The sequence below is a fragment of the Enterobacter cloacae complex sp. P14RS genome, assembly GCF_014895895.1.
Taxonomy (GTDB): Bacteria; Pseudomonadota; Gammaproteobacteria; order Enterobacterales; family Enterobacteriaceae; genus Enterobacter; species Enterobacter bugandensis.
The window spans coordinates 72,237-88,079 of record NZ_JADBQM010000023.1 but is presented as its reverse complement, the minus strand read 5'-3'; the positions used below and the strand labels follow the sequence as shown (position 1 = coordinate 88,079).

Here is a 15,843-nt window from a genome sequence, read left to right as displayed (position 1 = left end):
ATTCATCCCAAACGCTTCTCCCACCCGCTCTCCTGCGCCGTAAACCCTAACGCCTGCATAAACGCTGCCATCACGCCGCGGTCTTCCACGCCCACGTCGGCCATCCACCATGAGTTTACGTTCGGGTTTTCGCGGATCACTTCTTCAATTAAATACTGTCCCACACCGCGACGACGGGTCACGTCACGCACGCGCAGCGAGTCCAGCGCTCCCTCCGTGCCGCTCAGGGTCACGCGAACCGCGGCCAGCAGGCGCTCGTTGAAGCGCGCGGCATAAATGCGATGGTTCTCGTCGACATGCAGCGACGAAGGGGAATATTCCGGCCAGATCTTGCCCAGGTCGATATGATCCTGGTCGCTAAAGGTCACCAGACGCACGATAGTCAGTTTCATTAGCAGCTTGTCCAAAGCAAATTGAGTAGAGGCAGTGTACTCAATTTATTCACTCAGCGGCTTCCTCTTTTTATTCTCATTAACCAGGTGATTAGTTTTTTAGCAATGCAATGGGCAGTGTGAAAACACATGGATCGAAAAATAAGCAGAATTTTAACCTGAATGGCAGCGATTTATTCGGCGCTTTGTACCGTTATTTTATGCTGCAAACTGCACTTTTATTTGTTTATCTCTGCCTGATTTCAGAATATTATCTTTCCTTAATCGCCTGAAAAATAGAGATTTTAGTCTGGTTTTTGACAAAAAACTGCGCTAAACCATTAAAGGCACTGGTAAAAATAGTGTTGTTCATTAAAAGTACAGAATGCTTTTTAACCATAATAAAACAAAATATAAACACGACATCACGAATGGGGATTCTGAGATGAAAAGGAACGCGAAGACATTTATCGCGGGAATGGTTGCACTGGCGATCTCGCATGCGGCCATGGCGGAAGAGATTAAAGTTGCGGTAGTCGGTGCGATGTCCGGCCCTGTTGCCCAGTGGGGTGACATGGAGTTTAACGGCGCGCGTCAGGCCATCAAAGACATCAACGCCAAAGGCGGCATCAAGGGCGACAAGCTGGTAGGCGTGGAGTATGACGACGCCTGCGATCCGAAACAGGCCGTTGCGGTCGCCAACAAAATCGTCAACGACGGGATTCAGTACGTCATCGGCCACCTCTGCTCATCCTCCACCCAGCCCGCGTCCGATATCTACGAAGACGAAGGTATTCTGATGATCACTCCGGGCGCCACCAACCCGGAGCTGACCCAGCGCGGTTACCAGCACATCATGCGTACCGCCGGTCTGGACTCCTCCCAGGGGCCAACCGCGGCCAAATACATCCTCGAGACCGTTAAGCCACAGCGTATCGCCATAATTCATGACAAGCAGCAGTACGGCGAAGGCCTGGCGCGCTCCGTGCAGGACGGCCTGAAAAAAGGCGGCGCGAACATCGTCTTCTTCGACGGCATTACCGCAGGCGAAAAAGATTTTTCCGCGCTGATCGCCCGTCTGCAAAAAGAGAACATCGACTTCGTCTACTACGGCGGCTACTACCCGGAAATGGGCCAGATGCTGCGCCAGGCGCGCGCCACCGGTCTGAAAACCCAGTTTATGGGGCCAGAGGGCGTGGGCAACGCCTCCCTGTCGAACATCGCAGGGGATTCTGCCGAAGGCATGCTGGTGACGATGCCAAAACGCTATGACCAGGATCCGGCCAACAAGGCTATCGTGGATGCGCTCAAGGCGCAGAAGAAAGATCCGAGTGGTCCATACGTCTGGATCACCTACGCGGCCGTGCAGTCTCTGGCAACCGCGCTGGAGCGTACCGGCAGCAAAGAGCCGCTGGATCTGGTGAAAGATTTAAAAGCACACGGGGCGAACACCGTGATTGGGCCGCTGAACTGGGATGAGAAAGGCGATCTGAAGGGATTTGAGTTTGGTGTCTTTAAGTGGCACGCCGACGGTTCGTCCTCGGTCGCCAAATAATTATCCCACCGCCCGGCTCACCGGGCGGGTATAAAAAGGTTTGCATATGTCCGAGCAGTTTCTCTACTTTTTGCAGCAGATGTTTAACGGCGTCACGCTGGGAAGCACCTACGCGCTGATCGCCATCGGCTATACGATGGTTTACGGCATTATCGGCATGATCAACTTCGCCCACGGCGAGGTGTACATGATCGGTAGCTACGTCTCCTTTATGATTATCGCCGCGCTGATGATGATGGGCATCGACAGCAGCTGGCTGCTGGTCGCCGCCGGGTTTGTTGGCGCGATCGTGATCGCCAGCGCCTACGGCTGGAGCATCGAACGCGTGGCCTACCGGCCGGTGCGCAGCTCCAAGCGTCTTATTGCGCTGATTTCCGCGATCGGGATGTCGATCTTCCTGCAAAACTACGTCAGCCTGACCGAAGGTTCGCGCGACGTGGCGCTGCCAAGCCTGTTTAACGGCCAGTGGATTGTGGGGGCCAGCGAAAACTTCTCTGCCTCTATTACCACGATGCAGCTGGTGATCTGGATCGTGACCTTTGTCGCCATGCTCGCCCTGACCCTGTTCATCCGCTACTCCCGCATGGGACGCGCCTGCCGCGCGTGTGCGGAAGACCTGAAGATGGCGAGCCTGCTCGGCATCAACACCGACCGCGTAATCGCCCTGACCTTCGTGATTGGCGCGGCGATGGCGGCGGTGGCTGGCGTGCTGCTCGGCCAGTTCTACGGCGTAATTAACCCGTACATCGGCTTTATGGCCGGGATGAAAGCCTTCACCGCGGCGGTACTGGGCGGCATCGGCAGTATTCCGGGCGCGATGATTGGCGGCCTGATCCTGGGCGTGGCGGAAGCGCTCTCCTCGGCGTACCTGAGCACCGAATATAAAGACGTGGTGTCGTTTGCCCTGCTGATTCTGGTTCTGCTGGTGATGCCTACCGGTATTCTGGGCCGTCCGGAGGTAGAGAAAGTATGAAACCGATGCATTTTGCAATGGCGCTGCTGTCTGCCGCCATGTTCTTCGTGCTGGCCAGCGTCTTTATGGGCGTCCAGCTTGAGCTGAATGGCACCAAACTCGTTGTCGATACTGCAGCTGATATTCGCTGGCAGTGGGTCTTTATCGGCACCGCCGTGGTGTTCCTGTTCCAGCTGCTGCGCCCGCTGTTCCAGAAAACGCTGAAAAATGTCTCCGGACCGAAATTCGTTCTGCCGGCGATCGACGGTACAACGGTAAAACAGAAGCTGTTCCTCGTGGCGCTGCTGGTCGCCGCCGTGGCGTGGCCGTTTATGGTGTCGCGCGGCACGGTGGACATCGCCACCCTGACCATGATTTACGTGATCCTCGGCCTCGGTCTGAACGTGGTGGTCGGTCTCTCTGGTCTGCTGGTGCTGGGCTACGGCGGTTTCTACGCTATCGGCGCGTATACCTTCGCGCTGCTGAACCACTATTACGGCCTGGGCTTCTGGACCTGCCTGCCGCTGGCGGGGCTGGTCTCTGCCGCGGCGGGCTTCCTGCTCGGCTTCCCGGTGCTGCGCCTGCGCGGTGACTACCTGGCGATTGTGACCTTAGGCTTCGGTGAAATCGTCCGTATCCTGCTGCTCAACAACACCGAAGTGACCGGCGGCCCGAACGGCATCAGCCAGATCCCGAAGCCGACCTTCTTCGGCCTGGAGTTCAGCCGTACCGCCCGCGAAGGCGGCTGGGATACCTTCAGCAACTTCTTTGGCATCAAATATGATCCATCTGACCGCGTGATCTGGCTCTACCTGGTGGCGCTGCTGCTGGTGGTCATCACCCTGTTCGTGATCAACCGCCTGCTGCGCATGCCGCTGGGCCGAGCGTGGGAAGCGCTGCGCGAAGATGAGATCGCCTGCCGCTCCCTGGGCCTGAACCCGACCCGCATCAAGCTGACCGCGTTCACCATCAGCGCCGCGTTTGCCGGTTTCGCCGGCACGCTGTTCGCCGCGCGCCAGGGCTTCGTCAGCCCTGAGTCGTTCACCTTTGCCGAATCGGCCTTTGTGCTGGCGATTGTGGTACTCGGCGGGATGGGCTCGCAGTTCGCCGTTATCCTCGCGGCTATCCTGCTGGTGGTCTCTCGCGAGCTGATGCGCGACTTTAACGAATACAGCATGCTGATGCTGGGTGGTTTGATGGTGCTGATGATGATCTGGCGTCCGCAGGGTCTGCTGCCGATGACGCGTCCACAGCTGAAGCTTAAGAATGTGGAAGCGAAAGGAGAGCAGGCATGAGTCAGCCATTATTATCCGTAAACGGTCTGATGATGCGTTTTGGCGGCCTGCTGGCGGTCAACAACGTGAACCTGGACCTGCATAAAAAAGAGATCGTCTCCCTGATTGGCCCGAACGGCGCGGGGAAAACCACGGTCTTTAACTGCCTGACCGGCTTCTACAAGCCGACGGGCGGCACCATCATGCTGCGCGACCAGCACCTGGAAGGGCTGCCGGGCCAGCAGATTGCCCGCATGGGCGTGGTGCGTACCTTCCAGCACGTGCGTTTGTTCCGCGAGATGACGGTGATTGAGAACCTGCTGGTGGCACAGCATCAGCAGCTGAAAACCGGCCTGTTCTCCGGCCTGCTGAAAACCCCGGCCTTCCGCCGCGCGCAGGAGGAGGCGCTCGATCGTGCCGCCACCTGGCTCGACCGCATCGGCCTGCTGCAGCACGCCAACCGTCAGGCGAGCAACCTGGCCTATGGCGACCAGCGTCGACTGGAGATTGTGCGCTGCATGGTGACCCAGCCGGAGATCCTGATGCTCGACGAACCGGCGGCGGGCCTCAACCCGAAAGAGACCAAAGAGCTGGACGAGCTGATTGCCGAGCTGCGCGATCATCACGACACCACCATCCTGCTGATTGAGCATGACATGAAGCTGGTGATGGGCATTTCGGACCGTATCTACGTGGTAAACCAGGGCACGCCGCTGGCAAACGGCACGCCGGAAGAGATCCGCAACAACCCGGACGTGATCCGCGCATACCTTGGTGAGGCATAAGATGGAAAAAGCGATGTTAACGTTCGACAAGGTCAATGCGCACTACGGCAAGATCCAGGCGCTGCACGACGTCAGCCTGCACATCAATCAGGGTGAAATCGTCACCCTGATTGGCGCCAACGGCGCGGGCAAAACCACGCTGCTCGGCACCCTGTGCGGCGACCCGCGCGCCACCAGCGGGCGGATTGTGTTCGATGGTAAAGACATTACCGACTGGCAGACCGCCAGAATCATGCGTGAGGCGGTGGCGATTGTCCCGGAAGGGCGCCGCGTCTTCTCCCGCATGACGGTGGAAGAGAACCTGGCGATGGGCGGGTTCTTCGCTCACCGCGATGAATACCAGACCCGAATCAAGTGGGTGTACGAACTCTTCCCGCGCCTGTGGGAGCGCCGCATCCAGCGTGCGGGCACCATGTCCGGCGGTGAACAGCAGATGCTGGCGATTGGCCGCGCGCTGATGAGCCAGCCGCGTCTGCTGCTTCTGGATGAACCGTCGCTCGGTCTGGCACCGATCATCATCCAGCAGATATTCGACACCATCGAGCAGCTGCGTAAAGAGGGGATGACCATCTTCCTCGTCGAGCAGAACGCCAACCAGGCGCTGAAGCTCGCTGACCGTGGCTACGTGCTGGAGAACGGCCGCGTGGTGCTGGAAGACACCGGCGACGCGCTGCTGGCGAACGAAGCGGTGCGGAGCGCGTATTTAGGCGGGTAGATAAAAGCAAAAAGGCAACGCAAGTTGCCTTTTTTAGTGTTTTCTCCCTCTCCCTGTTGGAGAGGGCCGGGGTGAGGGCACCAGACCGCACCCAATCATGCACCTAATTCCCTTCACACAACCATCATCCCCCTGTCCCTTTACTGTCACTTATCTGTAAACAAACAGTTATTTTTCTGTCATTCGAGCATGTCATGTTACCTCGCGAGCATAAAACGCGTGATATCGCGCATCCGGCACAATAAGAGAGATGACAATGACATCGTTACGACACACAGCTTTGGGTCTGGCACTGGGTCTGGCTTTTGCGACGAACGCAATGGCTGTGACCACCATTCCGTTCTGGCATTCCATGGAAGGGGAGTTGGGTAAAGAAGTTGACTCCCTGGCGCAACGTTTCAACGACACCCACCCGGATTACAAAATTGTGCCGGTGTACAAAGGTAACTACGAGCAGAGCCTGAGCGCGGGCATCGCCGCCTTCCGTACCGGCAACGCGCCTGCGCTGTTACAGGTGTATGAAGTGGGCACCGCCACCATGATGGCCTCGAAAGCTATCAAGCCGGTGTATGAAGTGTTCAAAGAGGCGGGTATCAACTTCGATGAATCCCAGTTCGTGCCGACCGTAGCGGGTTACTACACCGATTCCAAAACCGGTCACCTGCTGTCCCAGCCGTTTAACAGCTCCACGCCAGTGCTGTACTACAACAAAGACGCCTTCAAAAAAGCCGGTTTAGATCCGGAGCAGCCGCCAAAAACCTGGCAGGACCTGGCCGAATACACCGCGAAGCTGAAAGCGGCGGGCATGAAGTGCGGCTACGCCAGCGGCTGGCAGGGCTGGATCCAGATTGAGAACTTCAGCGCCTGGCACGGCCTGCCGGTGGCGACCAAAAACAATGGCTTCGACGGCACCGATGCGGTACTCGAGTTCAACAAGCCGGAGCAGGTGAAGCACATTGCGCTGCTTGCCGATCTGAACAAGAAGGGCGACTTCAGCTACTTCGGGCGTAAAGACGAATCCACCGAGAAGTTCTACAACGGCGACTGCGCCATTACCACCGCCTCGTCCGGCTCGCTGGCGGATATTCGTCACTACGCCAAATTCAACTACGGCGTGGGCATGATGCCGTACGACGCTGACGTGAAGGGCGCGCCGCAGAACGCCATCATCGGCGGGGCGAGCCTGTGGGTGATGCAGGGTAAAGACAAGGGCACCTACAAAGGCGTGGCCGAATTCCTCGATTTCCTGGCCAAACCGGAAAACGCTGCTGAATGGCACCAGAAGACCGGCTACCTGCCGATCACCAAAGCCGCGTACGACCTGACCCGCGAGCAGGGCTTCTACAGCAAAAACCCGGGTGCGGACATCGCGACGCGTCAGATGCTGAACAAGCCGCCGTTGCCGTTCACTAAAGGCCTGCGTCTGGGCAACATGCCGCAGATCCGCACCATCGTGGATGAAGAGCTGGAAAGCGTGTGGACCGGGAAGAAAACCCCGCAGCAGGCGCTGGATTCCGCAGTAGAGCGCGGGAATCAGCTGCTGCGCCGCTTTGAGCAGTCGACGAAATCGTAATTTGTGATTCGCCCGGTGGCGCTGTGCTACAGGGCCTACGACGTGCCCCATCCAGGCCGGGTAAGGCGCAGCCGCCACCCGGCATTGTTCAGGAACCCAATCTCCATGTCCTCATCCCGTCCGGTGTTTCGCTCCCGCTGGCTGCCGTACCTGTTGGTCGCGCCTCAGCTGGTCATCACCGTTATCTTCTTTATCTGGCCTGCGGGCGAAGCGCTGTGGTACTCGGTACAAAGCGTCGATCCGTTCGGGCTCTCCAGCCAGTTTGTCGGGCTGGACAACTTTACCGCGCTATTCCATGACAGCTACTACCTGGACTCCTTCTGGACGACGATGAAATTCAGCGCGCTGGTGACCGTGAGCGGTCTTGTTGCCTCGCTGTTTTTCGCCGCGCTGGTGGATTACGTGGTGCGCGGCAGCCGCCTGTATCAGACCCTGATGCTGCTGCCTTACGCCGTGGCCCCCGCCGTTGCCGCCGTGCTGTGGATCTTCCTGTTTAACCCCGGACGCGGGCTGATTACCCATTTCCTGGCAGAGTTCGGCTACGACTGGAACCACGCCCAGAACAGCGGTCAGGCGATGTTCCTGGTGGTGTTCGCCTCGGTGTGGAAGCAGATCAGCTATAACTTCCTGTTTTTCTTTGCCGCGCTGCAGTCCATCCCGCGTTCGCTGGTGGAGGCCGCCGCGATTGACGGCGCAGGGCCGATTCGTCGCTTCTTCAGACTGTCCCTGCCGTTGATTGCCCCGGTGAGCTTTTTCCTGCTGGTGGTGAACCTCGTGTACGCCTTCTTCGACACCTTCCCGGTGATCGACGCGGCGACCGCAGGCGGCCCGGTGCAGGCGACAACGACGCTTATTTATAAGATCTACCGCGAAGGCTTCGCTGGGCTGGATCTCTCGGCCTCCGCCGCGCAGTCGGTGGTGCTGATGTTCCTCGTCATCATCCTCACGGTGGTGCAGTTCCGCTATGTTGAAAGTAAGGTGCGCTACCAATGATTGAGAACCGTCGCGGGCTGACGATTTTCAGCCATACCATGCTGATTTTAGGGATTATCGTCATCCTGTTCCCGCTGTACGTGGCCTTTGTCGCCGCCACGCTGGACACCAAAGCGGTGTTCGACACGCCGATGACGCTGATCCCGGGCGGGCATCTTTTCGAGAACATGAAAACCATCTGGACCCAGGGCGTGGGCGCCAACAGCGCGCCGTTCTGGCTGATGATGCTCAACAGCTTCATCATGGCGTTCGGCATTACGGTGGGCAAAATTACGGTGTCGATGCTCTCGGCCTTCGCCATCGTCTGGTTTCGCTTTCCGCTGCGTAACCTGTTCTTCTGGATGATTTTCATCACCCTGATGCTGCCGGTGGAGGTGCGTATCTTCCCGACGGTGGAGGTGATTGCCAACCTGAAGATGCTGGACAGCTACGCAGGCTTAACCCTGCCGCTGATGGCCTCGGCGACCGCCACCTTCCTGTTCCGCCAGTTCTTTATGACCCTGCCGGATGAGCTGATTGAAGCCGCGCGCATCGACGGCGCCTCGCCGATGCGCTTCTTCCGCGACATCGTGCTGCCGCTGTCGAAAACCAACCTTGCGGCGCTGTTTGTGATCACCTTTATCTACGGCTGGAACCAGTACCTGTGGCCGCTGCTGATTATTCAGGACGTCAACCTCGGCACCGCCGTGGCGGGCATCAAAGGCATGATTGCCACCGGTGAAGGCACCACCCTCTGGAACCAGGTGATGGCGGCGATGCTGCTCACCCTAATCCCACCCGTAGTCATTGTTTTAGCCATGCAGCGCTCGTTTGTCCGCGGCCTGGTCGATAGCGAGAAATAAGATGGCAGGTTTAAAACTTCAGGCAGTTACCAAAAGCTGGGACGGTAAAACCCAGGTCATTCAGCCGCTGACGCTCGACGTGGCGGACGGCGAATTTATCGTGATGGTCGGCCCGTCCGGCTGCGGCAAATCTACGCTGCTGCGCATGGTGGCGGGGCTGGAGCGCGTCACGTCCGGGGATATCTGGATTGACCGCCAGCGCGTCACCGAGATGGAGCCGAAAGACAGGGGCATCGCGATGGTGTTCCAGAACTACGCCCTCTATCCGCACATGAGCGTGGAGGAGAACATGGCCTGGGGGCTGAAAATTCGCGGCATGGGCAAAGGCCATATTGAGGAGCGCGTGAAAGAAGCCGCCCGCATTCTGGAACTCGACGGTCTGCTGAAGCGCCGCCCGCGTGAGCTCTCCGGCGGCCAGCGCCAGCGCGTGGCAATGGGGCGCGCTATCGTGCGTGACCCGGCGGTATTCCTGTTCGACGAGCCGCTGTCTAACCTCGACGCCAAGCTGCGCGTACAGATGCGCCTTGAGCTGCAGCAGCTGCACCGTCGTCTGAAAACCACGTCTCTGTACGTGACTCACGATCAGGTCGAAGCCATGACTCTCGCCCAGCGCGTAATGGTGATGAACAAAGGCGTTGCCGAGCAGATTGGCACCCCGGTGGAAGTGTACGAAAAACCGGCCACCCGCTTTGTGGCGAGCTTTATCGGCAGCCCGGCGATGAACCTGCTGGAAGGGCGCATCAGCAGCGCGGGCACCCACTTTGAACTGGAAAGCGGGATGGCGCTGCCGATCAACTGGTACTATCGTGGCTACGCCGGGCGTAAGATGACGCTCGGTATCCGCCCCGAGCATATTGGTTTAACCTCTCAGGCGGACGGCGGCGTGCCGCTGGTGATGGACACGCTGGAGATGTTGGGTGCAGATAACCTGGCGCACGGGCGCTGGGGCGAGCAAAAAATGGTGGTGCGCCTGGCGCATCAGGAGCGCCCGAAAGCGGGCAGCACGCTGTGGCTCCACCTGCCGGAAAACCATCTGCACCTTTTTGACGGTGAAACAGGACAACGAGTATGAGCAACTGGCCTTACCCCCACATCGTCGCCCACCGTGGCGGCGGTAAGCTGGCCCCGGAAAACACCCTGGCGGCGATCGATGTCGGCGCGCGCTACGGCCACACGATGATCGAGTTCGACGCCAAGCTGTCGAAGGACGGCGAAATTTTCCTGCTGCATGACGACAATCTTGAACGCACCAGCAACGGCTGGGGCGTGGCGGGTGAACTGCCGTGGCGCGATCTGCTGAAGGTGGACGCCGGAAGCTGGTTCAGCAGGGAGTTCAAAGGCGAACCGCTGCCGCTGCTGGCGGAGGTGGCAGACCGGTGTCGTCTACATGGCATGATGGCCAACATCGAAATCAAACCGACCACCGGCACCGGGCCGCTGACGGGCAAAGTGATTGCCCTTGCCGCGCGCGAGCTGTGGGAAGGCATGACCGCGCCGCTGCTGTCGTCGTTTGACATCGACGCGCTGGAGGCCGCACAGGCAGCTGTACCGGAGCTGCCGCGCGGGCTGCTGCTGGACGAGTGGCGTGAGGACTGGCGTGAACTGACGGGCCGCTTAGGCTGCGTCTCTATCCATCTGAACCACAAGCTGCTGGATGAGGCGCGGGTGAAAATGCTGAAAGACGCGGGTCTGCATATTCTGGTCTACACCGTTAACAAACCCCAGCGCGCAGCCGAGCTGCTGCGCTGGGGCGTGGACAGCATCTGTACCGATGCGATTGACCAGATCGGCCCGAAATTTATTTATTGAGCATACTGCCGTTCTGCTGGGTCGGCAGCATATGCTGCTGACCGCTGCTTTGCGACATCCCGCCCCCTAACATCCCGCCGTTTTTATTTGGCAGCGGCTGCTCGCGCACCTGTCCCTGCTGCACGCGCTGGGTGTTGGCGTTCATCTGGTTTTGCAGGCTCTGCTGCTGCATCTGGGTCTGCGTTCTCAGCTGCTGATTGAGCATCCCTTTCTGCTGCTGTTGCTGGCTCATCATCTCGGTCTGCATACGCTGCTGGCTCGGGATAACGTAACCCTGCTGATTCGGGTTGTTCATGGTGTTGAGTGGCTGTGCGAGCGCGGCAAACGGGATCAGCGCCGCAATAATCATCAAGCGTTTCATTGTCATTTCCTCCTCTTGAGGCCTCTCTTAAGTTTACCCTGATTTCACCATGACGATGATTTTTTAGGAGTTGTGAACCAGGCTTAAGCGGGGAATATGGATCCCTTCACCTGGAGAACAATAATGATGAAACCAACCTTCTTGCGCTGGGTCGCCATCGCCGCGCTGATGGCAGGCGGCACATTTACCGTGGCGGCCAACCCGCCCGCCGCTCCTCCCGTCTCTTACGGCGTGGAGGAGGATGTTTTTCACCCCGTGCGGGCCACGCACGGCATGGTGGCCTCGGTTGACGCGCTGGCGACCCAAGTGGGCGTCGATATTCTTAAGCAGGGCGGTAACGCGGTGGATGCAGCGGTCGCGGTCGGGTACGCGCTGGCGGTAACGCACCCGCAGGCGGGGAATCTGGGCGGCGGTGGCTTTATGATGCTGCGCACCAAAGACGGCAAAACCACGGCCATCGACTTCCGCGAAATGGCGCCTTCTCAGGCGTCCCGCGATATGTTCCTCGACGACCAGGGTAACCCTGACAGCAAAAAATCCCTGACCTCCCACCTCGCCTCCGGCACGCCGGGCACCGTTGCGGGCTTCTCGCTGGCGCTGGAAAAATACGGCACGATGCCGCTGAACAAGGTAGTGCAGCCTGCCATCAGGCTGGCGCGGGAGGGATTTGTGGTCAATGACGCCCTGGCGGACGACCTCAAGACCTACGGCAGTGAAGTCATTCCCAATCACGAAAACAGCAAGGCGATCTTCTGGAAGGACGGTGAACCGCTGAAGAAGGGCGATAAGCTGGTGCAGAAGAACCTCGCCAAAAGCCTGGAGCTGATTGCGGAGCACGGCCCGGACGCCTTCTACAAAGGGGCGATTGCCGACCAGATTGCCGAAGAGATGCAGAAGAACGGCGGGCTTATCACCAAAGCGGATCTGGCGGAATACAGGGCGGTGGAGCGCGAGCCGATTAGCGGCACCTATCGCGGCTACGAGGTCTTCTCCATGCCGCCGCCGTCTTCCGGGGGCATTCACATCGTGCAGATCCTCAATATTCTTGAAAACTTTGATATGCACAAGTTCGGCTTCGGCAGCGCGGATGCCATGCAGGTGATGGCGGAGGCGGAAAAACGCGCCTATGCCGACCGCTCGGAATACCTCGGCGATCCGGACTTCGTGAAGGTGCCGTGGCAGGCGCTGACCAACAAGGCGTATGCAAAATCCATTGCCGATCAGATCGACATCAACAAGGCTAAGCCGTCGAGCGAGATCCGCCCCGGCAAGCTGGCGCCGTATGAAAGCAACCAGACGACGCACTTCTCGGTGGTGGATAAAGACGGCAATGCGGTGGCGGTGACCTACACGCTCAACACTACCTTTGGTACCGGGATTGTAGCGGGTAACAGCGGCATTCTGCTGAACAACGAGATGGATGACTTCTCCGCCAAGCCGGGCGTGCCGAACGTTTACGGGCTGGTCGGCGGCGATGCGAATGCGGTGGGGCCGAAGAAGCGTCCGCTGTCGTCCATGTCGCCAACCATCGTGGTGAAAGACGGGAAAACCTGGCTGGTGACCGGCAGCCCTGGCGGGAGCCGCATCATAACTACCGTGCTACAGATGGTGGTGAACACCATCGACTTTGGCATGAACGTCGCCGAGGCGACCAATGCGCCGCGTTTCCATCATCAGTGGCTGCCGGATGAACTGCGCGTGGAGAAGGGCTTTAGCCCGGACACCATTAAGCTGCTGGAGCAGCGCGGACAGAAGGTTGCGGTGAAAGAGGCGATGGGCAGCACCCAGAGCATTATGGTGGGGCCAGACGGCGCGCTGTTTGGCGCGTCGGATCCGCGTTCGGTGGATGATTTGACGGCGGGGTACTGATACGTTGCCCGGTGGCGCTGCGCTTACCGGGCCTACAACTGCACGAACGTAGGCCGGGTAAGGCGAAGCCGCCACCCGGCAAAGAACTACTTCATCCGCGCCATATAATACGCATCCACATATTCGCCGTTGCGCAGGGCGTAGCGCTTGCCGGTGCCTTCAATTACGAACCCGTGCTTTTTGTACACCGCGATTGCCGGTTCGTTATCAACAAATACCGTTAACTCAATGCGATCGACGCGCAGCCAGTTGTCGCACATATCAATCATGGTTCGCATCAGCGCGCTGGCAACGCCCCGATTTTGCCATTGCGCACCCACACAAATGCCAAAATCGGCAACGTGGCTGCGACGCGGGCGTTGTGCGACGGCAATGCACAGGTGCCCGGCGACGGTCCCGTCGATACAAGCCACCAGCTGTTTAATGCCGGGCTGATCGGTTAGCCGGTCATGCCACATCTGCTCTGAGGGATGAGGAACCTGTAGCGTGTTGTGGTACACCTCCGGCTGGGCGTGGATCTGACGAATGGCATCGTAATCTCTCGGTTCAGCGTGGCGTATCACTATCTCACTCATTCCTTGTTCCTCAGTCGGTTAAAAGTCCCCTCCAACATCAATGACTTTAAAATTTGAGTCAACCGCTATTTTTTGCAAAAAGTATTGGACAAGTGCGAATGAGAATGATTATTATTGCTTTGCATTCAGGAGGACCCCTACGGGAACCTGAAAGCACGACATTGCTCACATTGCTTCCAGTATTACTTTAGCCAGCTTCTCGCTGGCTTTTTTTTTGTTATGGTTAAACTCAGTAACCTTCTAAAAGGACTGAGCCATGACACTACATTGCGCATTTATTGGATTTGGCAAAAGCACCACGCGTTACCACCTTCCGTATGTCCTCCACCGTAAAGACACCTGGCATGTGGCCCATATCTACCGCCGCCGCGCGAAGCCGGAAGAGCAATCCCCGCAGTACTCCCACATTCACTTCACCAGCGATCTCGATGAAGTATTGAATGACCCGCAGGTAAAGCTGGTGGTTGTCTGCACCCACGCCGACAGCCATTTTGACTATGCTAAACGCGCGCTCGAAGCGGGCAAGAACGTGCTGGTGGAAAAGCCGTTCACCCCGACCATTGCCGAAGCGAAAGCGCTGTTTACGCTGGCGAAAAGCAAAGGGCTGACCGTCACCCCGTATCAGAACCGTCGCTTTGACAGCTGTTTTCTGACGGCGAAAAAGGCGATTGAGAGCGGCAAGCTTGGCGACATTGTGGAAATCGAAAGCCACTTCGATTACTACCGCCCGGTGGCGGAAACCCAGCCCGGCCTGCCGCAGGACGGCTCGTTCTATGGTCTGGGCGTACACACCATGGACCAGATCATCTCCCTGTTTGGCCGCCCGGACCACGTGGCTTACGACATCCGCAGCCTGCGCAATAAAGCCAACCCGGACGACACCTTCGAGGCGCAGCTGTTCTACGGCGACCTTAAGGCTATCGTTAAAACCAGTCATCTGGTGAAAATCGACTACCCAAAATTTATCGTTCACGGTACCAAAGGTTCGTTCATTAAGTACGGCATTGACCAGCAGGAGACCAGCCTGAAGGCCAACATCATGCCGGGCGAACCGGGCTTTGCGGCGGACGATTCCGTGGGCGTGCTGGAGTACGTGAACGATGAGGGCGTAACGGTCAAAGAAGAGCTGAAACCGGAAACCGGCGACTATGGCCGCGTCTACGATGCACTGTATGAAACCCTTACCAGCGGCGCGCCGAATTACGTCAAGGAATCTGACGTTCTGACCAACCTGGAAATCCTTGAACGGGCATTCGAGCAGGCTTCTCCTGCCACGGTAACCCTCGCGAAATAAGCAAAAACGGCTCCTCTGGGCTTGTTCATAATTTTTGAACAGAGGAGTCAATTTTCACCCTCTATGATCCCCGACCGTTTGAGTCCACACTTACTCCATCGAAACGAACTGAGGGTGAAAACAATGATCTACTTACGCAAAGCAAACGAACGCGGTCACGCAAATCATGGCTGGCTGGACTCATGGCATTCATTCTCGTTTGCCGACTATTACGACCCGAACTTCATGGGCTTCTCCGCGCTGCGCGTGATTAACGACGACGTGATTGATGCAGGCCAGGGCTTCGGTACCCACCCGCACAAAGACATGGAAATCCTGACCTATGTGCTGGAAGGGGCGGTTGAGCACCAGGACAGCATGGGCAACAAAGAGCAGGTGCCGGCGGGCGAGTTCCAGATTATGAGCGCGGGTACCGGGGTGCGTCACTCTGAGTACAACCCGAGCAAAACGGAAAAACTGCACCTGTATCAAATCTGGATCATTCCGGAAGAGACCGGCATCACGCCACGCTACGAGCAGCGCCGCTTCGACGCGAAACAGGGCAAACAGTTGGTGCTGTCCCCGGACGCGCGTGAAGGTTCCCTGAAAGTGCATCAGGATATGGAGCTGTACCGCTGGGCGCTGGCGAAAGACGAGCAGTCCGTGCACCAGATTGCCGCCAACCGCCGCGTCTGGATCCAGGTGGTGAAAGGGGAAGTGTCTATCAACGGCACCAAAGCCACCACCGCCGATGGTCTGGCCGTCTGGGATGAGCAGGCGCTCTCCGTGCACGCCGACAGCGAAAGCGAAATCCTGCTGTTTGACCTGCCTCCGGTCTAAATAATTTCTCAACCTTCCCTTTAAACGGGGAAGGTTGAGCTTTGTCCGTGATAAAC

General features: G+C 58.2%; 16 protein-coding genes. 13 read left to right on the top strand and 3 right to left on the bottom strand.

What is annotated here, in order from left to right; all coding sequences use genetic code 11:
* Positions 1 to 2: 2 nt before the first annotated feature.
* The gene (gene panM, locus IM295_RS18940) at positions 3 to 392 is read right to left on the bottom strand and encodes an aspartate 1-decarboxylase autocleavage activator PanM (protein WP_028015145.1); all 390 of its coding nucleotides are present in this window, start codon (positions 390 to 392) and stop codon (positions 3 to 5) included.
* Between the two features lie 424 nt (positions 393 to 816).
* Between panM and livK the strand changes: the two genes are divergently transcribed.
* From livK to ugpQ, 10 genes are all read left to right on the top strand, one after another.
* Entirely contained in the window at positions 817 to 1,926 is a 1,110-nt protein-coding gene (gene livK, locus IM295_RS18935) for a high-affinity branched-chain amino acid ABC transporter substrate-binding protein LivK (protein WP_028015146.1), read from the top strand.
* Positions 1,927 to 1,972: 46 nt separating this feature from the next.
* Positions 1,973 to 2,899, top strand: a complete 927-nt coding sequence (livH, locus tag IM295_RS18930; RefSeq protein ID WP_193067174.1) for a high-affinity branched-chain amino acid ABC transporter permease LivH — start codon at positions 1,973 to 1,975, stop codon at positions 2,897 to 2,899.
* Positions 2,896 to 4,173 carry a high-affinity branched-chain amino acid ABC transporter permease LivM gene (locus IM295_RS18925; RefSeq protein WP_045631383.1) on the top strand — a complete coding sequence of 426 codons (1,278 nt, stop codon included), beginning with the start codon at positions 2,896 to 2,898 and terminating at the stop codon, positions 4,171 to 4,173. The genes livH and IM295_RS18925 overlap by 4 nt, the downstream gene beginning before the upstream one ends.
* A complete protein-coding gene (gene livG / locus IM295_RS18920) occupies positions 4,170 to 4,937 on the top strand; it encodes a high-affinity branched-chain amino acid ABC transporter ATP-binding protein LivG (RefSeq protein WP_028015149.1) in 768 nt (255 codons plus the stop codon). Before IM295_RS18925 ends, livG begins: the two co-directional genes overlap by 4 nt.
* Before the next feature lies 1 nt (position 4,938).
* Complete coding sequence (gene livF, locus IM295_RS18915) at positions 4,939 to 5,652, top strand: high-affinity branched-chain amino acid ABC transporter ATP-binding protein LivF (RefSeq protein ID WP_008500102.1); 714 nt, start codon at positions 4,939 to 4,941, stop codon at positions 5,650 to 5,652.
* Positions 5,653 to 5,908: 256 nt separating this feature from the next.
* The gene (gene ugpB, locus IM295_RS18910) at positions 5,909 to 7,225 is read left to right on the top strand and encodes a sn-glycerol-3-phosphate ABC transporter substrate-binding protein UgpB (RefSeq protein WP_023310025.1); all 1,317 of its coding nucleotides are present in this window, start codon (positions 5,909 to 5,911) and stop codon (positions 7,223 to 7,225) included.
* Positions 7,226 to 7,330: 105 nt separating this feature from the next.
* Entirely contained in the window at positions 7,331 to 8,218 is an 888-nt protein-coding gene (gene ugpA / locus IM295_RS18905; protein ID WP_023618241.1) for a sn-glycerol-3-phosphate ABC transporter permease UgpA, read from the top strand.
* Entirely contained in the window at positions 8,215 to 9,060 is an 846-nt protein-coding gene (ugpE, locus tag IM295_RS18900; RefSeq protein ID WP_193067173.1) for a sn-glycerol-3-phosphate ABC transporter permease UgpE, read from the top strand. Before ugpA ends, ugpE begins: the two co-directional genes overlap by 4 nt.
* Position 9,061: 1 nt before the next feature.
* Positions 9,062 to 10,132 (top strand): sn-glycerol-3-phosphate import ATP-binding protein UgpC, encoded by a 1,071-nt coding sequence (locus tag IM295_RS18895; RefSeq protein ID WP_028015154.1) that lies wholly within the window; start codon positions 9,062 to 9,064, stop codon positions 10,130 to 10,132.
* The gene (gene ugpQ / locus IM295_RS18890) at positions 10,129 to 10,869 is read left to right on the top strand and encodes a glycerophosphodiester phosphodiesterase (protein WP_193067172.1); all 741 of its coding nucleotides are present in this window, start codon (positions 10,129 to 10,131) and stop codon (positions 10,867 to 10,869) included. Before IM295_RS18895 ends, ugpQ begins: the two co-directional genes overlap by 4 nt.
* Here ugpQ and IM295_RS18885 read toward each other — a convergent pair.
* On the bottom strand, positions 10,859 to 11,230 hold the full coding sequence (locus IM295_RS18885; RefSeq protein ID WP_045260950.1) for a DUF2756 family protein: 372 nt from the start codon (positions 11,228 to 11,230) through the stop codon (positions 10,859 to 10,861). The two genes, ugpQ and IM295_RS18885, sit on opposite strands and share 11 nt — an antisense overlap.
* 123 nt (positions 11,231 to 11,353) lie before the next feature.
* Here IM295_RS18885 and ggt point away from each other — a divergent pair, with 123 nt between their 5' ends.
* Positions 11,354 to 13,099, top strand: a complete 1,746-nt coding sequence (gene ggt, locus IM295_RS18880) for a gamma-glutamyltransferase (RefSeq protein WP_193067171.1) — start codon at positions 11,354 to 11,356, stop codon at positions 13,097 to 13,099.
* An 86-nt stretch (positions 13,100 to 13,185) separates the two neighbouring features.
* Here ggt and yhhY read toward each other — a convergent pair whose 3' ends face one another.
* The gene (yhhY, locus tag IM295_RS18875; protein WP_193067170.1) at positions 13,186 to 13,674 is read right to left on the bottom strand and encodes an N-acetyltransferase; all 489 of its coding nucleotides are present in this window, start codon (positions 13,672 to 13,674) and stop codon (positions 13,186 to 13,188) included.
* 256 nt (positions 13,675 to 13,930) lie between these two features.
* Here yhhY and IM295_RS18870 point away from each other — a divergent pair, with 256 nt between their 5' ends.
* Entirely contained in the window at positions 13,931 to 14,968 is a 1,038-nt protein-coding gene (locus IM295_RS18870; RefSeq protein WP_028015159.1) for an oxidoreductase, read from the top strand.
* Positions 14,969 to 15,091: 123 nt separating this feature from the next.
* Positions 15,092 to 15,787 carry a pirin family protein gene (locus IM295_RS18865; RefSeq protein WP_003861565.1) on the top strand — a complete coding sequence of 232 codons (696 nt, stop codon included), beginning with the start codon at positions 15,092 to 15,094 and terminating at the stop codon, positions 15,785 to 15,787.
* Positions 15,788 to 15,843 lie beyond the last annotated feature (56 nt).